Source organism: Streptomyces sp. NPDC056503 (genome assembly GCF_042794995.1).
Lineage (GTDB): Bacteria > Actinomycetota > Actinomycetes > Streptomycetales > Streptomycetaceae > Streptomyces.
Map to the genome: position 1 here is coordinate 47,453 of NZ_JBHTST010000014.1, position 24,138 is coordinate 71,590.

General features: G+C 71.8%; 21 protein-coding genes and 3 pseudogenes. 8 read left to right on the forward strand and 16 right to left on the reverse strand.

From position 1 onward, the window contains the following. Positions 1–44 precede the first annotated feature (44 nt). Positions 45–466, forward strand: a pseudogene (locus tag ACFQ8C_RS06615) (aldo/keto reductase); the annotation flags it as partial. On the opposite strand, the gene ACFQ8C_RS06620 reads toward ACFQ8C_RS06615, so the two are convergent. The 3 genes from ACFQ8C_RS06620 to ACFQ8C_RS06630 all read right to left on the reverse strand — a co-directional run bounded on the left by ACFQ8C_RS06620 (position 447) and on the right by ACFQ8C_RS06630 (position 3,197). Then, positions 447–1,052 carry a dihydrofolate reductase family protein gene (locus tag ACFQ8C_RS06620; RefSeq protein ID WP_383452926.1) on the reverse strand — a complete coding sequence of 202 codons (606 nt, stop codon included), beginning with the start codon at positions 1,050–1,052 and terminating at the stop codon, positions 447–449. The pseudogene ACFQ8C_RS06615 and the gene ACFQ8C_RS06620 overlap by 20 nt on opposite strands. A gap of 130 nt (positions 1,053–1,182) precedes the next feature. Continuing rightward, complete coding sequence (locus ACFQ8C_RS06625; RefSeq protein WP_383452928.1) at positions 1,183–1,614, reverse strand: HIT family protein; 432 nt, start codon at positions 1,612–1,614, stop codon at positions 1,183–1,185. A 716-nt stretch (positions 1,615–2,330) separates the two neighbouring features. Further along, positions 2,331–3,197: a thermonuclease family protein gene (locus ACFQ8C_RS06630; RefSeq protein ID WP_383452930.1), complete on the reverse strand. Its 867-nt coding sequence runs from the start codon at positions 3,195–3,197 to the stop codon at positions 2,331–2,333. 826 nt (positions 3,198–4,023) lie between these two features. Between ACFQ8C_RS06630 and ACFQ8C_RS06635 the strand changes: the two genes are divergently transcribed. Next, on the forward strand, positions 4,024–4,212 hold the full coding sequence (locus ACFQ8C_RS06635; RefSeq protein ID WP_383452932.1) for a LapA family protein: 189 nt from the start codon (positions 4,024–4,026) through the stop codon (positions 4,210–4,212). A 14-nt stretch (positions 4,213–4,226) separates the two neighbouring features. On the opposite strand, the pseudogene ACFQ8C_RS06640 reads toward ACFQ8C_RS06635, so the two are convergent. After that, positions 4,227–4,962, reverse strand: a pseudogene (locus tag ACFQ8C_RS06640) (PP2C family protein-serine/threonine phosphatase). A gap of 497 nt (positions 4,963–5,459) precedes the next feature. Here ACFQ8C_RS06640 and ACFQ8C_RS06645 point away from each other — a divergent pair. Further along, positions 5,460–6,605 (forward strand): ricin-type beta-trefoil lectin domain protein, encoded by a 1,146-nt coding sequence (locus ACFQ8C_RS06645; RefSeq protein WP_383452934.1) that lies wholly within the window; start codon positions 5,460–5,462, stop codon positions 6,603–6,605. A gap of 252 nt (positions 6,606–6,857) precedes the next feature. Here the strand turns inward: ACFQ8C_RS06645 and ACFQ8C_RS06650 are convergent, their stop codons facing one another. The 3 genes from ACFQ8C_RS06650 to ACFQ8C_RS06660 all read right to left on the reverse strand — a co-directional run bounded on the left by ACFQ8C_RS06650 (position 6,858) and on the right by ACFQ8C_RS06660 (position 8,778). Further along, positions 6,858–7,619 (reverse strand): anti-sigma factor domain-containing protein, encoded by a 762-nt coding sequence (locus ACFQ8C_RS06650; RefSeq protein WP_383452936.1) that lies wholly within the window; start codon positions 7,617–7,619, stop codon positions 6,858–6,860. Next, positions 7,616–8,182, reverse strand: a complete 567-nt coding sequence (sigK, locus tag ACFQ8C_RS06655) for an ECF RNA polymerase sigma factor SigK (RefSeq protein WP_383452938.1) — start codon at positions 8,180–8,182, stop codon at positions 7,616–7,618. Before sigK ends, ACFQ8C_RS06650 begins: the two co-directional genes overlap by 4 nt. A 161-nt stretch (positions 8,183–8,343) precedes the next feature. Further along, complete coding sequence (locus ACFQ8C_RS06660) at positions 8,344–8,778, reverse strand: ATP-binding protein (RefSeq protein WP_383452940.1); 435 nt, start codon at positions 8,776–8,778, stop codon at positions 8,344–8,346. 502 nt (positions 8,779–9,280) lie between these two features. On the opposite strand from ACFQ8C_RS06660, the gene ACFQ8C_RS06665 reads away from it, so the two are divergent. Then, positions 9,281–9,664, forward strand: coding sequence for a hypothetical protein (locus tag ACFQ8C_RS06665; protein ID WP_383452942.1), 384 nt, complete (start codon positions 9,281–9,283; stop codon positions 9,662–9,664). 311 nt (positions 9,665–9,975) lie between these two features. Here the strand turns inward: ACFQ8C_RS06665 and ACFQ8C_RS06670 are convergent, their stop codons facing one another. The 4 genes from ACFQ8C_RS06670 to ACFQ8C_RS06685 all read right to left on the reverse strand — a co-directional run bounded on the left by ACFQ8C_RS06670 (position 9,976) and on the right by ACFQ8C_RS06685 (position 15,977). Next, positions 9,976–11,781, reverse strand: coding sequence for an FG-GAP repeat domain-containing protein (locus ACFQ8C_RS06670; RefSeq protein ID WP_383452943.1), 1,806 nt, complete (start codon positions 11,779–11,781; stop codon positions 9,976–9,978). Positions 11,782–12,170: 389 nt separating this feature from the next. Continuing rightward, positions 12,171–12,866: an esterase/lipase family protein gene (locus ACFQ8C_RS06675; RefSeq protein ID WP_383452945.1), complete on the reverse strand. Its 696-nt coding sequence runs from the start codon at positions 12,864–12,866 to the stop codon at positions 12,171–12,173. Between the two features lie 328 nt (positions 12,867–13,194). Then, entirely contained in the window at positions 13,195–13,614 is a 420-nt protein-coding gene (locus ACFQ8C_RS06680; RefSeq protein ID WP_383452947.1) for a subtilase-type protease inhibitor, read from the reverse strand. 668 nt (positions 13,615–14,282) lie between these two features. After that, entirely contained in the window at positions 14,283–15,977 is a 1,695-nt protein-coding gene (locus ACFQ8C_RS06685; protein WP_383452949.1) for an alkaline phosphatase D family protein, read from the reverse strand. 175 nt (positions 15,978–16,152) lie between these two features. Between ACFQ8C_RS06685 and ACFQ8C_RS06690 the strand changes: the two genes are divergently transcribed. The 3 genes from ACFQ8C_RS06690 (at position 16,153) to ppk2 (ending at position 20,008) form a co-directional block, all read left to right on the forward strand. Further along, on the forward strand, positions 16,153–18,114 hold the full coding sequence (locus tag ACFQ8C_RS06690) for an acyl-CoA dehydrogenase (protein WP_383452950.1): 1,962 nt from the start codon (positions 16,153–16,155) through the stop codon (positions 18,112–18,114). A gap of 272 nt (positions 18,115–18,386) precedes the next feature. Next, positions 18,387–18,899 (forward strand): TspO/MBR family protein, encoded by a 513-nt coding sequence (locus ACFQ8C_RS06695; protein ID WP_383452952.1) that lies wholly within the window; start codon positions 18,387–18,389, stop codon positions 18,897–18,899. A 125-nt stretch (positions 18,900–19,024) separates the two neighbouring features. Continuing rightward, a complete protein-coding gene (gene ppk2, locus ACFQ8C_RS06700; protein ID WP_383452954.1) occupies positions 19,025–20,008 on the forward strand; it encodes a polyphosphate kinase 2 in 984 nt (327 codons plus the stop codon). 107 nt (positions 20,009–20,115) lie between these two features. On the opposite strand, the gene ACFQ8C_RS06705 is transcribed toward ppk2, so the two are convergent. Next, positions 20,116–21,255: a PI-PLC domain-containing protein gene (locus tag ACFQ8C_RS06705; RefSeq protein WP_383452956.1), complete on the reverse strand. Its 1,140-nt coding sequence runs from the start codon at positions 21,253–21,255 to the stop codon at positions 20,116–20,118. A 268-nt stretch (positions 21,256–21,523) separates the two neighbouring features. Then, positions 21,524–21,988 carry a MarR family winged helix-turn-helix transcriptional regulator gene (locus ACFQ8C_RS06710; RefSeq protein ID WP_383452958.1) on the reverse strand — a complete coding sequence of 155 codons (465 nt, stop codon included), beginning with the start codon at positions 21,986–21,988 and terminating at the stop codon, positions 21,524–21,526. Between the two features lie 134 nt (positions 21,989–22,122). Here ACFQ8C_RS06710 and ACFQ8C_RS06715 point away from each other — a divergent pair. Further along, positions 22,123–22,514: pseudogene (locus ACFQ8C_RS06715) on the forward strand (transposase); the annotation flags it as partial. Here ACFQ8C_RS06715 and ACFQ8C_RS06720 read toward each other — a convergent pair. From ACFQ8C_RS06720 to ACFQ8C_RS06730, 3 genes are all read right to left on the reverse strand, one after another. Then, on the reverse strand, positions 22,504–22,860 hold the full coding sequence (locus ACFQ8C_RS06720) for a hypothetical protein (RefSeq protein ID WP_383452960.1): 357 nt from the start codon (positions 22,858–22,860) through the stop codon (positions 22,504–22,506). The pseudogene ACFQ8C_RS06715 and the gene ACFQ8C_RS06720 sit on opposite strands and share 11 nt — an antisense overlap. A gap of 176 nt (positions 22,861–23,036) precedes the next feature. Beyond that, positions 23,037–23,585 (reverse strand): hypothetical protein, encoded by a 549-nt coding sequence (locus ACFQ8C_RS06725; protein WP_383452962.1) that lies wholly within the window; start codon positions 23,583–23,585, stop codon positions 23,037–23,039. A 79-nt stretch (positions 23,586–23,664) separates the two neighbouring features. Then, complete coding sequence (locus ACFQ8C_RS06730) at positions 23,665–24,063, reverse strand: hypothetical protein (protein ID WP_383452964.1); 399 nt, start codon at positions 24,061–24,063, stop codon at positions 23,665–23,667. Between the last annotated feature and the right edge of the window lie 75 nt (positions 24,064–24,138).

Genomic DNA, 24,138 nt, shown 5'->3' on the forward strand with positions numbered 1-24,138 from the left:
CCACGAGACGTGTGAATGCTGCCGGAAGAACGGGTCCCGGCTCGATTTCCGTGAGAGCGGTGGTCGATTCCCCTCGGATCGCCCCAAGGCCAACTGCGCTGGTCGAACGGGGTGTCACGCTGATCGACACAGCCCACATGTACGGCTGGGGGCCAACGAGGAGCTCCTCGCCGAGGCCTTGTACCCCTACCCGGAGGGGCTGATCCTCACCACCAAGGTCGGTGTCGCACGATCGGCCTCCTCGGCCGGGTGGAAGCTCGACGCACGGCCGGACGCCCTGCGCGGTCAGGTCGAACGCGCCCTCCGTCGGCTGCGCGTCGAGCGGATCGAGCTGCTCCAGCCGGACCGCATCGATCCGGAGGTGCTCCTGGCGGATCGGCTCGGGGCGCTGCGGGAACTCCAGACCGAGGGCAAGGCCGGACGGATCGGACTGTCCGAGGTCACCGTCACTCAGGGACGGCGAGCGGCGGGTGTTCGAGCACGCGGGGCTTGTACTCGACCAGCTGGATGCGGCCGTCGAAGGTGCGGTGCCCGAGCATCTCGAGGGCGACGTCCGGATAGCCGTCGTAGATGCGTTCTTCGCCCGTGGCCCCGGTGATCACCGGGAACATCACGACCCGGAAGCGGTCGACGAGTCCGGCACGCAGCAGGGACCGGCACAGGCTGAGGCTGCCGATCGTACTGAGGAGCCCCGAACCGCCCGACTTCATGGCACGGACCGCCTCGACCGCGTCGCCGCGGACGAGCGTGGAGTTGGCCCACGTCAGCGGCTCCTGGAGCGAGGAGGAGAACACCACCTTGGAGGCTTGCGTGAGCCCGTCGACGGACGCCTCCTCCTCGGGCCTGAACTCGTCCTGGCCCTTCGGGACCTCACCCGCGGCGAAGCCCGACATCAGGCGGTAGGTGTTCGCTCCCATCAGGTAGGTGACCTCCGGCTGCTCCCCGAGCCACGCGAGGTACTCCGGACCCTCCAGACCCCAGAACCCGGGCCACCCCTCCCCCGATGCGTAGCCGTCCAGGGAGGTGATGAAATCGACGAGAAGCTCCGACATGGCGGTGTCCTTCCTAGGATGTCACCAGCTTGGACCGGCCGGGAGCCACGAACTCGTCGGCCGCGCCGTGGAGTGACGAGAAAACCCGTGACGCCGCAACCGGTCAGGTCGGCGGAACTCGGGTTCCGGCTCACCTTCCGTGGTGGGCCTCGTGGCCTTGGCCGAGCGCGTGGGCGATTCGGGTGGCCGGGTCGCCGGTGAGGTGGTGGCGGGACCGTCCGGTCGGCCACGTGGAGATTCCGTCGCCCACCCAGCGGGGAACGACGTGGAAGTGCAGGTGAGGTACCGACTGTTCCGATCCGGGCCCGCTGGCGCTCAGGATGTTGACGCCCGAGGCGTCCAGCGCGGTCCTCATGGAGGCTGCCAGGCGCTGTACCAGCGACATCGACGCGCTCAGCACATCGGGCGGAGTGTCGAACAGGTCGGTGTGGTGACGGGTGGGGACGACCAGCGTGTGCCCCGGCGCGAGCGGGTTCAGCGGGGTGAAGGCGCACACCTCCGCCTCGCGGACCACCCAGTGTGCGGTGTCTTCGTGGATGAGCCGGCAGAAGGTGCAGTCCATGCGCTCCACCCTGACAGGTCGGTACGAGGGCACGGCGGTGCGGGGTCGGTACCCGGCCCTGGCGTCAGGCGGACTCGTTCAGGTGCGCAACAGCGGTGAGGGAGGCGAGAATCCAGCGGGTGTTGTGGTGGTCGTCCTGGCGTCGTTCGAAGCGCGTGAGGCCTACGGGGGGAGGTGCCGAAGCCGATCGCCGGGCTCCGGTCGACCGGGATGCCGAGGAGGAGACGGCAGGCCGCATACGGGGATTCGCCGTGTACGGCCAGCAGGACGTGCTGACCGTAGTGGCGTTCGAGGAGACCCGTGAGGCGGGTGACGGTGCAGCCGGTGCGTACCTCGACGCCGAGCTCGTCGCGTGCCCTGCGGACGCGGACGGAGGCGTCGCACTTCGCCCCGGAGGGGCAGACGGGGATGCAGCCGGAGTCGCCCTGGGGGTTGTCGGGGCGGGTGAACTGGGCGGTGTACCAGAGGGCGAGGGTCTCGCGGGCGACACGGGCCGGCTCGGGGTCGGCGTTGACCGCCTCGAACAGCGCCGCTCCCGGATCGGGCTCGCCGGAGACGCTGCGGTGGGTGTCGATCAGGCGAGTGAGTGCCGGCGCGTAGTGGGCTTCGAGGCGGGTGCGGTGCGCATCGGCGGTGGCCTGGTCCAGAGGCGTCTCGCCGCTCAGGAGTTCGGACGGGGCGCGGAATTCCGCAGCGGGGGTCATGGCGCTCCTCGTTCAGTTCTCGACGAAGACGAGGTCCTCGGGCGGACGGGTCATCCTCACCTTGCTGTCGACGACTTCCACGATGGCGTCGAGTCCGGTGGTGGCATGACCGGCGGAGATGATCCAGAACTCGTCCGCGGCCTGGTCGAGGAAGGCGGGGAAGCCGGTCAGGTCCGCGTGGTCGGGGTCGCCGAGGTACACGTAGTCCACCAGCCGCCGGAACAGTTTGGGCAGGATCACGACGTCGTCCTGGAGGGAGTCGATGTCGGTGACGGTCGCGCCGTCGAGCGTGTCGTCGTCCTTCCACAGGCCCTTCTTGTCCGCCTTCGCCCGGCGCACAGCGGCGGTCAGCTCGTCGCGCAGGTCGGGGAAGAGGTTGGTGTAGTACGTCGGGTAGGCCAGGCCCTCTTGGAGGATGTGGTGGTTGAACGTGGTGCGCAGCAGCGCCTCGTCGACGTTGATCTGCGTGCCGCTGGTGCCCGGCGGCGTGCCCTTGCCGGCGAGGGCGATACAGCGCTTGTCGCGGCCCGCGCCGCGGGTGAGGATCCAGCCCGGCCGGGTCAGGGGAGTTGCCGCGGTGACGGTCTCGTCCGGCAAGCGGTCGACGGTGGTGAAGCCGAGCCAGTCCGTCAACGCGTCCCGGGCGGCACGGGCGTGGAGCCACGGCTGGTGGACCTCGGGGTTGCCGCCGCGTGAGTAGTGGGTCTCCAGCGTGTCGATGGCGTCCAGCCGCAGCTTCGCCTTGCCGGAGGTGTTGTGCTCGACCTTGTGGGGGCCGGGGACCAGCTCCCACTCCTCTTTCTTGTCCGGCTTGAAGGGGATGGTGTCCCCGTCCGCCCGGCTGTTGACGAGGTGGTACGAACCCTTGATCAGCAACATGGGCATGACCGTACGACTCCCTGACAGTGGGTACGAAGACCGAACAAATACTCGCTCAGCGTTACAGAATAGGGGCGCCTGTTGTACAGAGAGTGAAACCACGCAAGGTGTTCGCTCGTTCAGCCCTCCCCGGCCCCGGACTCTCACCGGACCCCTTCCTTCCTGCGCCGGGAGGGCGAAACGGCCTGGTGGGCGGGGTGCGACCAGGGCAGGCCCTGGTCGTGGCGCAGGCGGACCGGCGGGCGATCGCGCCGCCCCTGCCACGCACGGAGGGCCCGGCCCGCATCGCCTCCTCCCACACCTCCGCCACTCCCGGGCCACGATCGGCGGCGATTTCTGCGAAGTGCCGCCGATCAGCACCGGTGTACGCGCCCTGATCGGCGACGCTTAGGGCAGAGGGCTCGGAACCGCGGGGCTCGGAACCGCACTTCTCGACTCCTTCCGCGAGCATGTCCCTGGCGAGTCCCGGCTGGACGGCATGGGCCTGCGGGGGTCGCGCACCACGCACCGGAGACGATTGCGCTCGCCTGCCGCTCGAGTACAGGAGCGACTCCACGGCGGCCCTCCTCCCGGAGGGGCACATGCCCCCCGGTACACGCTGAAGGACCTTGGTCACCACACGTGCCCGGTGGTGGACCGCCCGATACGCGCCGCACTCGACGACCGAGGAGACAGGGACGACGGCGCGGCACGGAAGACCCTCTGCCGGGTCCCGGATTCAGGATCGCCCGGATGGAGTAATCAGCTGATACTGGTCATTATGGCGCATAACACCGATAAGACACACGGCCCCTCGACGGTGACGGTGAAGGGGCAGAACGTCCGGTTGAAAACCATCGGGTTCGCGGTGCTCGCGTTCCTCGCCATCTGGTTCATCGCCGCCAACACCGGGTCGGTCACCGTCCGCCTGTGGATCCCCAAGGTCACCCTCCCCCTGTGGATCGTGCTGACGGTCACGCTTCTCGTCGGCATGGCCCTGGGCATGTTCATCGCCCGCAGGCGCGCCCGCCGCTGACCGATCCGGTTCCCCTAGTGAGGCGATCGACCCCGGGGCCGATGCGCGGCGAGCGGGGCCATGCCGTCCGTGGTCAGGCCGCCGGTGCAGCGCTTCACGTCCCTGACGAGCGCGCCGAGCAGACGCGCGGGCGAGCAGTGGGCCAGGCCGTTGAGACGGCTGACGGGGTCGCAGAAGGTGCCACCGGCGTCACGCACCTCGGACAGGCCGTCCGTGTACGGCGGTACGGTCGATCCGGCGGGAAACTCCCACTCGTCCGGCGCCGGGGGGAGACGGAGTGGGATCCGACAGCCCGAGGGGCACTCCGAACGTCCGGGGGTGAGGGTGACCACGTCACCGTCGGGCACGAGGAGCAGCGGCGGAGGGTGCCCCAGGTTGAGTGTGCGCAGCACACCGGTCCCGGGGGATCTCCACGAGCGCGCAGGTGGTGAAGGCTTCCGCGTCGGCGAGCCCGATGTGGCGTACCGCCTCTCGGGCGAGCGCGTGCTCCAGGCTGCCCGCGAGGCCGGTGAGGATGGTGTACCGGTCCGCCGCCTCCCGGAAGGCGCCCAGGATGACGGAGACCGTCTCGATGGCGCCCAGGCCCTTGCCCCGGACGTCACCGATAACGAGCCGTACGCCGTACGGGGTGGTCCGGCCACGTGGGGACCAGGTCTTCGCGTGCGGCGGGTCCGTGGCCGTCCCGCCAGCCGCGAACCCGAACCGGTACGGCGTACTCGCCGGAGATCTCGCCGGGTCCCCCACGGTCACCGTCCGCCCGACGACGTCATCGACGTCTCCCTCCAGACCGTCGAAGGCGCGGCCCGGTGCGGACAACTCGTCCCTGCCTTCGCCGACAGCGGACCGTCAAAGACGCCGACGAGCAAGGAGAGGTCGCGTCCCCCCTGGGCGGGGTGGAGCCTGGGCGGAGTGGGGCCGCCCGGTTGGCGGCGGCAGCATGGCGGACGCGCCGCCGCAGCCGCGCCTGACGTGACGCCACCGCTCTCTCCACGACCGGCGCGTCGCCCCCTCGCGGGTGCCGCGCTCGACGGGCCCGTACGGCCGGCGGGTCGTGGTGATCCGACCAGGAGTTGCGTGCGAGAACCAGCTCCTGACCCCTTCTCCGTCGACTCTCCGTCGAGCGACATGGGATGTATCGAGGGATGCGCGCATCAACAGTCAGCGAGAATACGCCACATGCTTGCCGTAAAGCCGTGTCGCGCGCCACACTCGGGCCGGAAACATCCCACCTCAATAGAGGAGTGTCGATGAAGAAGTACGTGGCACTTTCGGCGGCATCGCTGGCGATCGCGCTCGGCGTGCTCCCGGCTCTGCCCGCCACCGCCACCGCCACCGCCGCCGTCAGCGAGGCCAGGCTCTCCGCTGCACGGCCGGCCGCGTCACCCGCCCTGCGGGTGATGCCCCTGGGCGACTCGATCACCTGGGGGGTCGGAAGCTCGTCGGGGAACGGCTACCGGGACCCCCTGTGGAACCGGCTCGCCGCCAAGGGGCATCCCCTGGACTTCGTGGGTTCGGGCCGCAACGGCACCATGTCCGACCCGGACAACGAGGGTCACTCCGGCTGGCGGATCGACGAGATAGCCGGTATCGCGGACTCCGTCCTGGGGCGTTACCGGCCCAACGTGGTCACGCTGGAGATCGGGACCAACGACCTGAACCGCGACTACGAGATCCCGACCGCGACCGACCGGCTCAAGGCGCTCATCGACCGGATCACCCTCGCCGCCCCCGACGCGACCGTCCTCGTCGGTACGGTGATCGTCTCCACCAGCGCCAGCGTGGAGTCCCACCGCGCGGCGTTCAACGCCGAACTTCCCGGGATCGTGCAAGCGGCGCAAGCCGCCGGCAAGCACGTGCGCCTCGTGGACATGAGCACTCTGACCACGGCGGACCTGGACGACTTCCTGCACCCCAACGACAGCGGCTACAAGAAGATGGCCGATGCCTTCGACGCCGGCGTCCAGGCCGCGAACGCGGCAGGCTGGATCAAGCCGCCGGTCTCCCTGGGCGAGCAGGTGCGTTCCGGGGTGCCAGGAAAGTGCCTGGACGTCAACGGTGCCGACAGCGCCAACGGGACCGCCGTCCAGATCTGGTCCTGCAACGGTTCCGCCGCGCAGTTGTGGTCCGCGCGTTCCGACGGCACGCTGCGGGCGGTCGGGAAGTGTCTGGACGCGTTGGACGGCGGCACCGCCAACGGCACCAGGGTCGCGATCTGGGACTGCAACGGCGGCGCCAACCAGCAGTGGCAGGCGTACAACGGCGGCTACCGCAACCCGGTCTCCGGCCGATGCCTCGACGACCCCGGCGCGTCGACCACCGACGGCACCCAACTGATCCTGTGGGACTGCAGCGGCAGTGCCAACCAGCAGTGGACCGCTCTGCCGGTCGCCTGAGACCGGTCCTCCGGGAACGGTCAGGCGTTCCCGGTACCCGATGTGACGCGCGGCCGGATCGAGCCGCCGATGTCGGTCTCCGTGTCCACCGCGGCAGCGGTGAAGGCGCGGCCGATCGGATCCGACGCCTTCGAAGCCGCCTGGTCCGCGAGGGCGACGCGGTGCGTACGCACGCACGGGGGCGCGACGTCGTGGTCCGGCCGCCTGGCCCCTCCTCGTACGGGGCCGAGGTGTGCGCGGTTCGCTCGCGGGTCACGCGCCGATGGGGATGATGCCGAGGGGTTCGGTGGTCGGCTGGGCGGATCCGCCGGCGGGTTCGACGGTGATGCCGACGGCGACCGCGTTGCCCAGCGGACCGGCGAGGACGCGTGTCGCCCGGTCGCCGGTGTCGTCCAGAAGGCCTGCGGGGCGCAGGTCGCCGGCCTTGTCGGCGTACCAGAGTTCGTACGCCTTGTCGCTCGGCAGCTTCGGGAGGTCGCGGGCGGTGAAGACGGCCTGGGCCTGCTCGCGCGAGACGACGACCGCCGCCTTGGCTCCGTCGGCGAGTTCACCGGCGTGCACGGTGGCGTCGGGGGCGGTGAGGACGTCCGCGAAGGTTCCCCCCGCTGTGCGGGCCTGCTCCTGGGCCTGTGCCGCCTGGGCGCGTGCCTCCTCGGCGTCCGCGTGCTCCCGGGCCGCGACCGTACCCAGCACGGCCACCGCCGCGACACTCGCGGCGAGCGCGAGACGCAAGACGGTCCCGCCGCGGGAACCGCCACGGGGCCGGGCGGTGTGAGGGCTCCGGTCCTGCGGAGTGCGGAAGACCTGCTCCATGACACGCGTCCGCAGCTCCTCGGATACCGGAGCGGTCTCGGCGGAGGCGAGTCGGGCGGCGGTCCTCCCGAACTCGGCGGCGTCCTGGCGGCAGGTCTCGCAGCCGGCGAGATGATTCTCGAAGGCGGCCTCCTCCGCGGGCGGCAGGGCGTGCAGAACGTACGCCGCGGCGCTGAGGTGCGGATCCTCTGACGTCGTCATGATCCGGCCTCCAGGCAAGCGCGCAGTTGATCGAGGCCTTTGCGCATGCGGGACTTCACCGTTCCCTCGGGCGTGGACAGGGAGCGTGCCACCTCCAGGCAGGTCATGCCCTGGTAGTAGGCGAGCACCAGGGGCACGCGCTGGAGGCGTTCCAGGGACGCCAGGCAGTGGTGGACACGGCGTCGTTCGTCGCTGCTTTCGACGGCCTCGAAGACCTGGTCGAAGTCCCGGTCCGGCGACAGCATCCCGGCACGCACCTCGCGGTCCTTGCTCGCCTGTACGGCACGCACCCGGTCCACGGCGCGCCGGTGGGCGAGGGTGAGCACCCACGCCTTCGCCGTTCCGAGGTCGGGCCGGAAGCGGTCCGCTGTCCGCCACACCTCGATCATGACGTCCTGTGTCACCTCTTCTGCCTGGCTGGCGTCCCGCAGGATCCGGCAGGCAAGCCCCATCACCGGCTGGACCAGTGCGTCGTAGACGCGGGCGAACGCCTCCCGGTCGCCGTTGGCCGCCCGAAGCAGGAGCGTGTCGATGCGGGTGTTCGGTTCGGATGGGTGAGGCAAGGGTCGTCCCCCATCATCGTGCCTCTGGTGGTCGGCAGCCCGGGCGTACGAGAGAGTCGCCCTGCTCAGGCGGCGCGACTTGTTCGACTCTGCCGTCTTTGGCGGGGTCGTGCCGCGTGGCCGTGCCAGCCGGGTGAGTCCGGGGCCGGGGCCGGGGTCCCTCACGGTGGCCTCCGGCGGTCGTGTGCCGGTGCGTGGAGCCGCAGTGCGACGTGCACGGTCTTGCCGCCGATCCGGGGGGCCACCCTGACGGAATCTCCTAGGTGGTGCACGATCTCCAGGCCGAATCCGCCTCTGTGGTCGCCACCCGCGGGCCGGTGGAGATCGGGCATCTCCTCACTGCGGTCGGTGACCGCGATGTCCAAGGACCCGGCGTGTTCGGCCAAGGTCAGGAGGCATGGGCCGCGGGTGTGGCGGATGGCGTTGGTGACGAGCTCGGACACGATCAGGACGGCGTCGGCCGTTCGGGCGCATTCGGCCGCTTCCAGCCATCCGGCGGCGATGCGGCGGGCGGCAGCCGGGCTCCGCAGCCGCCCGGGCAGCGCCACGACAAGGCACGCCGCGCTCGACGTCGAAGGCGATGTGGTGATGGTCATGGCCACTCCCTGGAGACGAGGGCTTCCTGTGTGAGGGATTCGTAGCCGCTCCGAGCACGGATGACGGACCGGTCAGGGGTGTGCCCCGCGTCAGAGCCCGTTCGTCCCGAACTCGGCGGTGCCCGGCAGCGGGGTCTTCGCCCGCCCGGCCCGTCACCGTGCCACCACCCGCCGGCCGCGCCCCTTCTCGGCCGCGCCCCTTCTCAGGCCCGTCCCTTCTCGGCTGCACCCTTCTCGGCTGCACCCTTCTCGGCTGCACCCTTCTCGGCCCGCCCTTCTCAGACCCACCCCTTCTCGGGCTCGGATCTGCGGTCCGACTCCCCGCGGGTTTCGTCCACCCTGCGACTACTCGCATCGGATGAAGACGATTTCCGGCGCTTTTCATCTGCCGATGGGTCGGCTCCGAATCCCTCATGACCCCGCACGGCGAAGCAGCCGTCCGAACCGCACGGCATCGCTCGACGTGCTCACGGAAATCGATCAATCGAGGGAGGTGCGTCCGATGACCGCGTCCATGCGCGTCCGTCGTCTGGTGGCAAGCGCCGCCGCGACGGGACTGCTGGCCGGCGGCACCGCGCTCGGCATGTCCGGCACGGCCACCGCGGCACCCGCGCCCACATCCGTCTCGACCGTCGTGGCTGGTGACCACCACGACCGTCACGACCGGTGCGAGTGGAAGAAGGGGCACTGGGAGAAGAAGTGGGTGAAGGGCCACTGGGAGAAGAAGTGGACCCACCACAAGACGTGGCACCCCGGCCACCACGACAAGCACGGTGACTGGCACAAGGGCCACTGGAGTCACGACCGCCAGTACAAGTGGGTGTACGTCCCCGCTCACTGGGATCACCACTGGGTGAAGGGCCATTGGGACTGCCATCACCGGTGAACGGCGGACCCGGGATCCCTACCGCTGAGGACCAGGCCCCCGGGCCTGGTCCTCACTGCGGCCCGCGAGCGGAGGGGGACCGCATCGCCCTGGCGCGGGGCGGCGCTCACGTCGACGGTGCGCCGGCCGTCGCGGACGTGGCCCCGGACCGGAACGTGATCGCGCCCACCGCCAGGACAGAGGCCCACCCGCGACGTACTGGACGCCCTGGTGCTCGGCCCCGTCCCCGTGGGCGGTGAGCCGGAGGCCGGGGGTACCGCGTCGCCTCCGGCGCGTCGCGCCTCACCTCACTGCGCCGCCGTCCGGGTCGTTCAGGCGATGTGGTCGTACGCAGACCCCGCGTGGAGGTCCGTGAGGGCTCTCTTGGCGAAGGGGGTGTGCCAGTCGCCGGTCCCGGTGTAGAGGTAGACCCGGTGGGCGACCGGGTCGTGGGCGAGGAGGTCGACCCGGCCGTCGTGGTTCACGTCCCCGGCGCCGGTGAGCTGGCCGTAGACCTGCCAGCCGCCCCCGATGAGCTTGCGGGCCGCGAAGGTGCCGTCGCCCTTGCCGAGGTAGAGCCACAGGAGGCCGTCCTTGTCGCGGGCGACGAGGTCCCCGCCCGCGGCTCCGCCGATGTCGCCGACCGCGGTGAGCTGGTTGTAGACGCCCCAGCCGGCGCCGATCTTCTTGCGGGTCTCGTAGGGGTAGCCGACGCGACCGGTGCCTGCGTAGAGGTAGAGCCCGCCGGCCGTGTCGACGGCCACGAGGTCGGGGCGGCCGTCTCCGGTGAGGTCACTGCCGCCGGCGATCTTTTCGTAGACCTGCCAGCCGCCGCCGATCCGTGTGCGGGGAAGGAAGCCGCCCTGGCCGTTGCCCTGGTGGAGCCAGAGGACACCGGCCTTGTCCCGCGTGACGACGTCCGCCGCGTAGTTGTCCTCGACGCCGGCGACGACGGCGTCGCCGACGACCTCGATCTTGCCGTAGCCCTGCCAGCCGGAGCCGGCCGACGCCCGGGGGCTCCCGTCCGCGGCGCTGTCCCGCCACAGCGTCCCCGTGGCGTCCCGGCCCAGGAGGTCGGGGTAGCCGTCCGCGTCGATGTCGTGGGCGAGGTCGCGGGCAGTCGCGCTCCGGGCCACGAACACCGCCGCGGGCCTGCCGTCGCCGCCGAGCGTGACGCGGTGGATGCCGGTGTTCCCGCCCCGGGCGCCCTGGACGACGGCGGCCGTGCCGTCGGTGGCGGTGAACAGGGTGTCGACCCGGTCGAAGAGAGTGACCGTCGTCCCGGTCACCAGGTGCCGGGCCTGACCCCCGAAGAGCAGCCAGTCTCCGAGCAGCCCGACAGCGAGGGCGCCCGTGCCCGCCGCCGCGATGACGGTGTCCTTGCCGGTGGCCCGGTCGCGGACCACCACCCGGCGCGGGGTGGTGGCGGTGGCCGGCTCGGTCCAGGCGACCCGGGTCGCCGAGACCGCCTCCACCTTCGGGTACGTCTCCGAGACGGTGGCGGTGCCCAGGTCGATCAGGCCCACCCTCTGCTCGCCCGCAGTGGTGCGGTAATCGAGCAGGCCGACCGTCGCGGACGCCGGACGCGCCGCCAGGTAGGCGGTCCCCGCGGGCAGCCCTCGGATCTCACGGGGCGCGGCGTCCTCGGTGTCCAGCCACAGGGGGCTCTTCTCCCCCAGGGCGTCGTCCCCCCTCAGGACGATGGCCGACCCGACGGTGCCCTCGTAGAGGGCGTCCAGCACGCCGGGCACCTGTTCGGTACGGAAGCTCGCCCCGGTCACCAGGTCGACGCCCAGGCCGTCGTAGCCGTCGTCCGACCCGGCCACCATCTCCCCTGACACGTCGTTCAGTCCATCGAAGTAGCTGGTGGTGAAGTCGCGGGACGCACCGCCCGCGTAGGGGACCCAGCGGTACGTCGTGAAGTCCTGGTGCCCGGTGGGGACGTTCAGAACGTAGCCCTGGGCCCCCGCGCTGAGCAGCCTGGTCCCGGGCAGGAGCGAGGGGAAGGGGACGTCTGACGAGTCGGCGGTGGAGGCCGCCGCCGAGGGCGCGACGAGCGCGCCCGTGCCGGTGGTCAGGGCCAGAACTGCCGCGACGGAAGAGGCCAGACGGAGAGAGGCGGTGGTACGGAACTGCAAGGAAACCCCCAGGGAAAGACCGGGCACGGTCGGTGCCGCGCCCGGTCAGACTCACGGGCGGCGCGGTGGGTTGTACGGAAGCCAAGCCGACCCCGGCGACCCTTGCACTCCGCACCGCTCACCAAGCCTCCCCCGCGCGTACGCGGATCAGCTCGTGGCGAGCGCGACTGCCGTGGCCGCCGAGCATGCCGCGAGAAGCCAGTACCGGACGGTGATGGACGGTGATGGACGAGCACAGTTCAGACGGACACGACGCGACGTCTACAGCGGGTTCCTGGACGCGGTGCGCGAGTTGGAGCAGGGAATACCGACCCGGACGTCAGCCGACCCGCGCGACGCGACCGGGCAGCGCCCCGTGGGAGGGCGGCGGCCCTCCCACGGGAACCGGCTCATGGCGCGGTGAGCGTGGCGAGGACCTGCTCGGCGACGCCCGCGTCGCCGAGCAGGTCGTTGTGGCCCATGTCGGCGACCTTCACATTGCGCGCGCCCGAGAGGGCGGTGCTGCTCGTGGGGAGGATCTGGCCGTCTCCGGCGGACCAGAACGTGGTGTAGCGGACGTCGCCCGGCGTCTCGTCGCCCTCGTTCAGGCGGGACACCACATATGAGCCGGGCGTCATGTCCCGGCAGCCCTGGTCCCACAGCGCGCAGGCCCAGGCGAGGCCGGTGCCGTGGTTGGGCCCGGCGAGCGAGACCCAGTCGCGGACCTTGGACCCGCCGCCGTACTTCACGTACCAGCGCGTCGGCAGGGAGCCCAGGCTGTGCGCCACGAGGTCCACCTGGTCGGCCCCCGTCCGCCGGAGCACGTCGTCGACGTAGGCGGCGAGCCGGCCCGCGAGGACCTCGTTCGTCGACTGCGTCGAGTCGTAGCTCCACGCGAAGATCCGGTCGGCAGGCGTCCCCGCGGCGGTCAGGCGGTCCGTCAGCGAACCCCAGACACCGGGGCCGGCGTTGCGGCCGTGGACGAACACGACCGGCCGCGGCACGCCCGCCGAGGCGTCCCGGGGCGCGGCCTGGGCCGTGGCGGGGAGGGCGGCCGTACCGGCGAGGAGCACTCCGGCAAGGAGCAGGGTGACGCTGCGGCGCATGGATGACCTCCGATGAGGGCGGCGGGACGGGTCTCACCCATATCTGACGCACCGCCACATCACTCAAACCCCAAACGCCCCAACGGTTACCGCCGGTACGACCGGGGCGTGTCACTCGGATCCGGCCGGTGCACTGTCCAGCAGCAGCCTGCCGTTCCGAAACAGGAGCGGCGCCGAGGTCCGGACCCGGTGACGTGCCACCGGGCCCGGACGGCCGGCCGCTCGCACGCCTCATCCCGATGGGACGTGCGTCAGGGGCGGGGTACGCGATGGCCGCCCGGCCGGAGGCCTCGCGTGCGCCGTGTACGACGGCGGGTGGTGCCGGGGGTCAGAACGCGAAGACGTGGTTGTCGTCCAGCGTGGTGGACATGGCGCAGGTGTTGGAGAACGTGTGCTTCCAGGCGATGCGCTTGCCCTCCCACACGCCGTCGGCGGTGACGGTGACCGGGTCGTAGTGCAGGGGGCACGCGCGGTCCGGCGCGGGGGCGGCCAGCAGGCGGTCGAGGGAGCCGGAGGTGGCGGCGAGCGCCGCGCAGGCGGCCTGGGGGTCGGGGTGGGTGCCCTGGGCGGTCGGTGCGCAGCTGAGGGTGGACGCCCGGACCACGGTGGCCTGCTCGTCGCCCTGGGCGACGGTGAGCACGAGGGCCGAGGGGGCGTACAGGCTGTCCGGCTTGGCCTGCGCGGCGCCGGCGGAGCCGGCGAGGACCAGAAGGGCGGAGGCTGCGACGGCAGCGATGCGGTGACGCACGACGTGACTCTCTTTCGAGGAGAAGGGGTATGGCAGAAGATTTCTGCGTCCTGATGGCCGTACGCCGCAGATACTGTCGCCAACGAAGGCCGCACCGCACTTCGATGGCCTCTTTACAGACAAATCCCTCGATGAGCGGCTACCGAACGGTCGTTCTGGCTGCTCGGCGCGTCGGGGGCGCCTCGTGAGCTCGTCGGCGCGGGCTGTCGTCGCGGGGGCTCGGCCCGGAAACTCGGGCCTCCGCTTCCGACCCAGCCCCCTCGGTTCACCTTCCGTGCATCGAGGATGACCGAATGCCACCGCATTCCGATCGGTACGGTCGCTCGGTGAGCGGTGAGCGGGTAGCGGTGGTTGGTGGCCGGTGCCGCTTTCCTCAGGGGGTGGTGGCGGTGGGCCTGCGGCTGCGGTGCGTGGTTCTCGTACCGACTTGACGCCGCCGTAGGCGACTTCGCTCGCTTGCGGGGGACGTGGTCAGGCGCGAGCGCCATGCGTACCCCAGGAGGCCTCCGCTTCCTCTGGCCCCGGGGTCGGGGCCCGTGCGCGGTTCGAGATCACCGTGTGGCGGGTCGCGGCCTGGGCCGACCGCCGGTCCGCCCTCCGTCGCCCCTCCTCCGTAGCTCCTCCCCCGTCAGGCCTCCCCCGCCAGGCCTCCTCCGTCACTCCTCATGTCACTTCTCCTCCGTCAGACCCCGTTCCAGGACCCGTACCAGGCGGGCTCCCGCCCGGTCCGTGTCCCGGCGGGAGCGCTTGGCGCCCGCGTCGGCCTTCTCCAGGCGCAGGCGTGCCGTGCGTCCGCGCAGGGTCAGGGTCATCAGCTGGTTGCCGAACCACGGGCCGCCGCTGCGTTCCCACCGGACCGCCGGGCGGGCGACGCGGCCGTGGCGGGCCAGGAGGTGGCCGGCGGCCTTGGCGAAGCGGCTCCAGCCGAAGCGGAAGCCCAGCCGCATCACCAGGGGCACCGAGTTGTGCAGCGGCGAGCAGGTGAACTGGAAGACGCGGGAGCGCGGCTGCTGCCCGGCGGGCCAGGTGGGTTCGGCGACGTACGCGTGGTGGACGTCGCCCGACAGCACGCTCACGGTCGCCGGGGCCGCGTCCTGCCGGCCCACCTCGGCGATCGTGTCCGTCAGCCGGTGGAACGAGGCGGTGAACGCCGCCCAGTGCTCCAGGTCCATCCGCCGGCGCAGCCACTCCCCGAAACCCGCCCAGCGCGGGCCGCGCTCGCCCCGGCACAGGGCCGCGTGCCAGCCCTCCGCGAAGTGGACCATCGGCGGCAGCAGCCACGGCAGCGAGGTCCCCACCAGCAGGTGGTCGACGCCGCCGGGGTCGTCGAAGGCCTGCTCGCGCAGCCAGTCGGCCTCCTCGGCGTCCAGCATCGCCCGGTGCTGCTCCTCCAGGACCCGCGCGGCCCGCGTGTCGACCATCAGCAGCCGGGTGCGGCCGAAGTCCCTGCGGTAGCTCCAGCGCACCGACGCGGGATCGGCGTCGGCGCGCTCCGCGAACGCGCGCAGCACCTCGGTGCTGTCGTCGGCGGCGAGCACCGCCGCGTACAGCTCGTCGTCGGCGAGCTCGGCCGGGGAGAGGTTCCCGAGGTGCTGGTAGACCCAGTACGACATCAGGCCGCCGGTGATCCGCTCGTGCCACCAGGGCGTGGCCCGCATGTCGGCGACCCAGGCGGCGCTGGTGTTCCAGTCGTCGATGACGTCGTGGTCGTCGAAGATCATGCAGCTGGGCACGGTCGACAGCAGCCAGCGCAGTTCGGGATCGCCCCAGGACTCGTCGTAGAGGTGGGTGTACTCCTCGTAGTCGGCGACCTGGTCGGGCGGGGCGTCGGCACCGGCGCCGGTCTCCCGTCGGTGCCGGGCGATCCACTCGCGGGTGTCGGCGGACGTCTCGTCGGCGTACACCTGGTCGCCCAGGAGGACGAGGACGTCCGGCCGGCCGTCGCCGGGGGCGGCGGCGAGGCGGGCGGCGAGCGTGTCGAGGACGTCGGGGCCGACCGGGTCCCTCTGGCCCTCGGCGGGCGCCGCCCACCGGCAGGAGCCGAAGGCGACCACCGCGCCCGTCGCCGGGACCGGCGGCGTGTTCAGGGTGCTGGGCGGCAGGGGCGAGTCCGGCGGGGGCCAGGCCCGCTCGCCGTCGAGGACCACCTCGTACTCCGCGGCCGACCCGGGGGTCAGCCCGGTGACGACGACCAGCGCGTAGTGGTGGCCGGCGACGAGGAACGTGCGGGCCGTGCCCCCGCCGCCGCCCGCGCACCGGACCTCGACCGTGCACGCCCGGTCGGTCTCCACCCACACCGTCGCGCTCGTGCCCGTCTCCCAGTCGACGTACCTCACCAGCGGCCCCAGCCTCAGACCGGCCATCGCACGTCTCCTTCCGCCACCCGTACGGACGCCGCCGCGCCCGGTTCGGCCCTTCACACAGAGCGGGCCCTCACGCGTACGGTAGTGAAAACGGCGCCGCGGGCAGGTCCTCCGCACCGCTTCTGCCCGTGATCACGTCCGGCATGACCCGGACGCCGCGGGGTAACGGAGGCCCATGGCACCTGACGACGCTTCCGCCGCCGCGAGCGGCTCCGTACGGCCCGAGATCGACGTCGAGGCCCTGGCACGGCTCCTCGACGGGGAGTACGCCGGGGTCCGCGACCTCGTCCGGACCAATCTGGCGGCCCACGCATCCGTCCTGGAGGACGCGGAGCGACTCGACCGGGACGCGTTCCGCGAGCGGGTGCGCGACATCGCGGTCGAGATGGCCGGGACCGGCCAGACCGGGATGGGCTTCCCGGCGGCGTACGGCGGCGGGGACGACATCGGAGCCTCGGTCGCCGCCTTCGAGACCCTCGCCTTCGGCGACCTGTCGGTGCTGGTCAAGGTGGGGGTGCAGTTCGGCCTGTTCGGCGGCGCGATCCTGCAGCTGGGCACCGCCCGCCACCACGACGCCTACCTGTCGGACCTGGTCGCCGGCCGACTGCTGGGCTGCTTCGCGATGACCGAGACCGGGCACGGCTCCCACGTGCAGGCGCTCGGCACGGTCGCCCGCTACGACGCGGCCGCCCGGGAGTTCGTCGTCACCACCGAGGGCGACGCGGCCCGCAAGGACTACATCGGCAACGCCGCCCGCCACGCCGAGCTCGCGGTCGTCTTCGCCCAGCTGGAGGTCGGCGGCGAGGCCCGCGGCGTGCACGCCCTGATCGTGCCGCTGCGCTCCGGCGGCCGGGTCGTGGAGGGCGTCGAGATCGAGGACGACGGCCTCAAGATGGGCCTCAACGGCGTCGACAACGGCCGCATCCGCTTCCACGGCGTCCGCGTCCCGCGCGAGGCGCTCCTCAACCGCTTCGCCGACGTCACCCCCGACGGCGCGTACGTCAGCTCCGTCGACAACCCCGACCGCCGCTTCTTCACCATGCTCGGCACGCTCGTCCAGGGCCGGGTCTGCGTCGGCGGCGCCGGCGTGAGCGTGGCGAAGGTCGCGCTCACCCTCGCCGTCAAGTACGCCGTGCGCCGACGCCAGTTCGAGGCGTCCTCGGGCGCCGAGGAACAGCTGCTGCTGGACTACGGGCTGCACCAGCGCCGGCTGCTGCCGCTGCTCGCCCGCACGTACGCGCTCCACTTCGCGCAGGACACCGTGCGCGGGCGGCTCCACGACGTCTTCTCCGGCCACGACGACTCCCCGCAGGCACGCCGGCGCCTGGAGTCGCGGGCCGCCGGCACGAAGGCGCTCGGCACCTGGCACGCCACGCGCACCGTGCAGGAGTGCCGCGAGGCGTGCGGCGGCGCCGGGTACCTGGCGGTGAACCGCTTCGCCGCCCTCAAGGCCGACAGCGACGTCTTCACCACCTTCGAGGGCGACAACCACGTCCTGCTCCAGCTCGTGGCGAAGGGCCTGCTCACCGACCACGCCAGCGAGTTCGAGGACCTGGACCAGCTCGGCACGGTCCGCTACGTCACCGGCCTCGCGGTCGAGACCGTCATCGAGAAGACCTCCGCCCACAAGCTCCTGGAACGGGTCCGCGACCTGCTGCCCGGCGGCGACGAGTGGGACCGGGAGGCCGGGCTGCTGGACTCGGAGTACCAGCTGGCCATGCTGCGCTACCGCGAGGAGCACATGCTCGGCGGCCTGGCCCGCCGCCTGAAGGCCGGCGTCGACCGGGGACGCGATCCCGGCGCGGTGTTCTCGTCGGTGCAGGACCACGTGATCGCGCTCGCCCACGCGCACGTGGAACGGCTGGTGCTGGAGTCGTTCACCGAGGCGTTCAAGGCCCGGCCCGAAGGCGGCAACAAGGTCGCGCTGGGCCTGCTGTGCGACCTGTACGCCCTGTCGACGATCGAGGCGGACCGGGCCTGGTTCATGGAGCACGGCCGTCTGACCGTGCAGCGGTCCAAGGCGATCAGCCGCGAGGTGAACGACCTGTGCCGCAAGGTCCGCCCGCTCGCCGTCGACCTGGTCGACGCCTGGGGCGTCCCGCCGCAGATGCTGCGGGCACCGGACCTGCTGGGGTGAGGGGCGGGACGCACTCGGGCGGATGCGGGGCTCGCCTCGGACGCGTCCCACGGGATGGCCGGCGCGGTACGCGGGGCGCCCCGCGGGATGGACGGCGCGGTACGCGGGGCGCCCCAGGGCGGCCCCGTACCGGACGCCGGCGGGCGGTGCGTACCGCCCCGTCCCGGACGCCGGCGGGCGGTGCGTACCACCCCGGCCCGCGGGTACTCGACGGGCGTGCCGCGTCCGCCCGGGCCGGCGGACGAGACGATACGAGACGAGGAGTCTCCCCGGTGACGACCCCCTCCGCGGGCCGCGGCGACGACACGCGGCGGCGAAGCCCGCAGTGGCCGCTGCTGCTCCTGCTGCTGGTCCTGTGCTACGCGGTGGCCGCCGTCGGCGGCCTCGCGGCAGCGGACGCCGGCGACGTCTACGCCTCGCTGGAGCGCCCGGCGTGGGCGCCGCCGTCCTGGCTTTTCGGCCCGGTCTGGACGGTCCTGTACGCGACGATCGCCGTCTCCGCCTGGCTGGCGCTGCGTCGGCAGGAGTTCGCGCGCGTCCGCGCCGCGGCGCTCGCCTGGAGCGCGCAGCTCCTCTTCAACCTGCTGTGGACCCCGCTGTTCTTCGGCGCCGGACGGTACGGCCTGGCCCTGCTCGACATCTGCCTGCTGCTGGCTGCCCTCGCCGCCACCATGGTGCTCTTCCGCCGCCGGAGCCGTGGGGCGTTCCTCCTGCTCGTCCCCTACGCCCTGTGGGTCCTCTACGCGTCCGCCCTCAACCTCGCGCTCTGGCTCCTCAACCCATGAGGGCAGCCTTCAGGGCGTCCCCTCCGCGTTCGGCGAAGCTGCGGGGGCCTCCTCCTCGCCGGCACCGGCCCGCGGTAGCCCTGGTGGCGGCCATGAGGGCGCGGATCAGGGGGTAGGCGTGGGGTGTGGACGATCAGGAATCATCGCGGCCGGAGGCGGACGACCTGCTGGCGGGGCTGAGCGTGGACGACCGGCGGCCGGAGCAGCCGGTGCTGCTGGACTCCTCCGGCGCGCCGATCCGCACGTGGCGGGAGAACTACCCGTACGAGCGCAAGCTCCGCCGTGCGGAGTACGAGCGGGCCAAGCGCATCCTGCAGATCGAGCTGCTGAAGCTCCAGCGCTGGGTGAAGGAGACCGGGGCGCGGCTGGTGGTGATCTGCGAGGGGCGGGACGCCGCGGGCAAGGGCGGCACGATCCAGCGGTTCACCGAGCGGCTCAATCCGCGCGGGGCGCGGATCGTGGCGCTGGACAAGCCGACCGAGCGGGAGGCGGGGCAGTGGTACTTCCAGCGGTACGTCGCCCATCTGCCGGCGGCCGGTGAGATCGTCTTCTTCGACCGGTCCTGGTACAACCGGGCCGGCGTGGAGAAGGTGATGGGGTTCTGCACCCCCGAGCAGCACGCGCTGTTCCTGCGGCAGTGCCCGGCCTTCGAGGCGATGCTCGTGGAGGACGGGATCGTGCTGGTGAAGTTCTGGTTCTCGGTCTCCCGGGCCGAGCAGCGGACCCGTTTCGCGATCCGGCAGGTCGATCCGGTGCGCCAGTGGAAGCTGTCGCCCACGGACCTCGCCTCGCTGGACCTGTGGGACGCGTACACGAAGGCGAAGGTCGAGATGTTCCGGGCGACCGACACCGGTCCCGCGCCGTGGACGGTGGTCAAGAGCAACGACAAGCGGCGGGGGCGGCTGGAGGCCATGCGCAGCCTGCTCTGGAGCGTCGACTACGCCAGCAAGGACGAGGAGGCGGTGGGCCGTCCCGACCCGCTCATCGTCGGCGCCGCCGACACCCTGCTGGAGGCCGGCGAGCAGCCCGCCGACCTCTCCCCCACGCCCCTGACGGGTCTGCACCACGGGCCCGGCCTGCACCCCGACCCCCCGGAGGACCGTGCCTGATCCACGCCTGCCCGTGGCGCGTGCCTGCCCGTGGCGCGTGCCGCGGGTGGGTGCCGGCTGGGGACGGTGCCGAGGGGCCGGAGGACGGAGCGGGGTCAGTTCCGGGGTCAGTTCCGAGTGTTCCGAGTATTCCGGGCGTTCAGTTCGGCGACGATCGAGGCCGGTGTGTGGCCGCTGGTGTCGGAGACGCGGTGGAAGTCGACGGAGACGAAGTTCGGGTCGCGGCCGCCCGCGGCCGGGCGGCACTTCTGGTCGATGCGGTCGCGCAGCTTGGCGCCGTTGTCGAGGGCGGCGTTGATGAGGGTGGGCACGTTCCGCTGGTGACTCATGGTGAACAGGCGTCGGAAGCCCGGCTCCTGGCGGTCCAGCGGCACGTCGGCCCACCGGGTGACACAGGAGACGTCGTTGCCGAGGTCGCCCAGGCTCCAGAAGTTGCTGACGGTCCAGGCCTTGTCGTACATGACGCCCAGGTGCTCGCGGTCGCCCGCGTCGCTGAAGATCAGCAGGCGCTTGCCGGAGGCGACGAGGTCGGTCATCCGCGGCCAGCCCTCCCGGCGCACGTTCCACGCGTCGGGACGGAAGAGCACCTGGTCGAGGCCGCGTACCCGGCCGAGCGCGTCGCCGAGCTGCTGGGCGCTGACGTAGTCCTCCAGGAAGACGGAGACGACCTCCTGGGGGTTGGCGGCGAGGAAGTCGACCACGGTCTGCACGCCGCCCTGGAAGGACTGCCGGGGCAGCGCGTAGGTGACGCCGGCGAAGGTCTTGCACTCGCCGTGGCAGAGGTAGACGTCGCTCGGGTAGCAGTCGCTGCCGAAGCTGATGACGCACAGCCACCGGCTCTTCTCGTACCAGTGGGTGTCCAGGCTCAGGCCGCGTACGCCGTTGTCGAGCTGGTGGCGGATGGACTCGGACTGGGCCACCGAGGTCCAGCGCGCGTCCTCGTAGTTGGCGAACGCGTTGTGGGTGGCGAGGAAGGAGACCTCGTCGAGCCGCCGGTCACCCCACCGCGCCTGCGCCTGGGCGACGGCGGTGGCGGTGGCGGCAGTGGCAGTGGCAGTGGCGTTCAGGGTGATGGCGGTGGCGGTGGTCGTCGCGGCGCGGGCGGGTGCGGGGGGTGGTGCGGCGCTCGCCAGGGGCGGCGTCGCCAGGAGGCTCAGCAGGAGCAGGAGGAGGACGGCGGAGCGCCGTGCGGTTCTCCGCCGGTCCGTGCCGAACCTCCGGCGAGTTGACATGTCCATGATTGGCATGCGAGGGAGGGTAACCGTTCTTCGGGAGATTCACCCTCACTTGGACCGCAATGACTTGTTTGCTGCGGTCTGCACGCCTGAAGGCGGGCGGCGGGCCGAGTCGGCCCGCCCCGGCGCCGGGGCCCGGTCCGATCCGCCACTACTGAACTACCGTTCAGTCACCTTCCTTGTGTACCCAGTGGTACCGGCGGAGCACAAGACATCGAACGCAACCTCCGGCGCCCCTCCGCGCGCGACGCGGCTCGACCACCACACCCGCACCGCCCCGTCAGTCGGGCAGGTCGCCGTCGCCGCCGAGGTTGGCGATCATGCGGCGCAGGACGTTGATCGTGGTCACGAAGTCGGCCGCGTCGACGCCGTCGTGGACCTGCCGGCGCACGCGCAGGTTGCGCTCCTTGACACGGGTGCGGGCGGCTTCCCCGGCTTCGGTCAGGACCATGCGCCCGGCGTCCTCGGTGAGCCAGCCGCGGCCGGCGAGGTCGTCGTAGACGGCGTCGAAGTCGGTGTCGCGGTCGTCCCAACGGGCCAGCCGTTCGGTCAGCGCGGCTCGGGTCCACCGGCCGGGACCCGTGGCGACGTGGTTGAGCGTCCACCAGTGCGGCTGGGTGAGGCCCTCCACCGCCAGCTGCTCGCGGATGGCTCCGACCACCAGCCGGAATGCCCTGCCGGTCCACGCGCCGATGGGCTGCGCGGCCAGCTCCTCGTGCGAGTACTCCTTGAGCACCACGTTCACGTCCCCTCCTCGTTTCGTGTTCGACGGAACGTGGCCACCGTAGAACCTGAAGTTAAGTCGAGGTCAAGGGTCGTCGTCTCCCCGGGCCGCCCGGCCGGTGCCGAGCCCGGCGTCGAACAGGAGGACGGCACCGGCTGCCGCTGTCCCTGGGCGCCTCCGGTGCGAACATGCACGACAGTCAGGGCTGCAAGCGCTCGTGCGCGGCATCCCGCCCATCCGTTCCCGCTGCGGACCCCGGCGCCGACGGTCGGCCAAGCCGCACGCCGACAAGGGCTACGACTACGACCACCTGCGCCGACGGCTCCGTCAGCGGGGCATCCGCCACCGCATCGCCCGCAAGGGCGTCGAGTCCTCGCAGCGGCTGGGCCGACACCGCTGGGTGGTCGAGAGAACCGTGTCCTGGCCGGCGAGCTGCCGACGGCCGCACCGTCGCTACGAACGCAAGGCCGAACACTTCCTCGCTCTCGTCGGCATGGCCGCAGCCCTCATCGGCTACCGCCGTTGGGCGACCCTGCTCACGGCCTGAGCCGGTCCTGTTGCACGTCGAAGCAGATCAGCCCCATGGACTCCGCCACGTCTGCCGCATAGGCCGATGCTTCCTCTGCCCTGTCCCAGGCCAGCCCGAAGTAGACCAGTGGGCCACTTGCACCGTCGGTCAACGGCCCGACCGACCACGGCGACGTCTCACCCTCGTCCTCGGTGATGTCACACCACCGGTCAAGATGCGTCGCGACATAGGCCGTGATCCGTTCGGACGCGGGCTCCTCGGTCTCGCCGCCGAGATAGCGGTCGTACAGGTCACGGAAGGACCGGCGGGCGCTCTTGTCGTCCGTCGGGCGCACACCTTCCCAGACAGCCAGGTCGTAGCTCATGTCAGGAGGCTCTCATCCCGCTCTGCCAGCCATGAGAAACGATGTCTTGGAAGAGGTCGGGCGTGACGTTCCGGCGCCGGTTCACGGTGCGTGGCTCGGCGTCTTCCGGCGCGGGACGGTGGGCACCGGCGTGGGTGCGGGTGCGGACATCGTCGTCGGTTCGTGTTCGGGGGTGTTCACAGGTCCCGGAGCACGGGTGTCCTGAGCAGGTCGCCCAGGCCGACCCACTCGAAGAGGCAGACGGCGAGGACCGCGTGGTCCGTGGGCTCCGGCAGCTCCCAGTCGGTGCCGTACGAGCGCGATCCGACGTCCTCTCCCCGCTCGACGAGACGGAGGCCGAACGCGCGCGGCACGATCCGGACGTCGATCGTGGGCCCCTCGCAGGTGACCGACCGGCGGGAGCGCCGCAGCGCGGACGTGCCGGTGAACCGGAACGGCTCGCCGTCCACCTCGCCGTCGACGCCCTTCCACATCCGCCACCGCAGGTACAGGGAGTCCCCCATGAGCCGGTGGACCTTGAGGGCGGCCTCCCCGTCCCGCAGGGACACCGTCCAGGTCTCCACGGCGTCGGCATGGTCCTCCGGGCAGGTCCTCGGGCCGCGTTCCCGGACCAGGGTCGCCTCGCCGCGGGGAGTGGCGCAGCGGGCGTGCACCTCGGCGACGGTCGCCGGCTTCCGCCAGTCCACGTACGGCATGTCCCGCCGCACCCGAAAGCTGCCACCCATCCTCGCCCCCCGGCACGTCGCTCCCCGACTCCTGTCGCGCCAGTATCGCCGGTACCGCGCGGCGGCCGTCGCCGGAGGGTCAGGTCAGCATGTCGTAGACCATGATGACGAGGACGAAGAGCAGCGGGGAGAGGTAGACCACGCAGCTGAGGCGGAGGCGGAGTCTGCTGCGGCGCTCCGCGCGCCGGCCTTCGGGGGTGTCGGTGCGCCAGTGCGGCGGAAGGTCGAGGCGGCCTTCGGCGAGGTCCGCCGCCGCCCGCCGCACGTCGGCCGGGTGGTAGTGGTAGTAGTTCGGCGCCGCCCCGTAGGTGCCGCGGCTCTCCCCGCCGAACTTCCGGGTGCGGACGCCGGCCTGACGGGCGGCCCTCTCCAGGCGTTCCGCGCGTACGGGCCACAGCCGGGCGGCCTCGCCGCCGCTCAGCCAGGGCTCTTCCTCGTCCGCCGGTTCAGGTGCTTCCGGATCCGGTGTGGGCGGCATGCTTTCCCCCTCGATGCGGCAGGTGTCCAGTACACACCCGTCGGGCCGCACGCCGGGAGAGTCGTGCGGCACCCC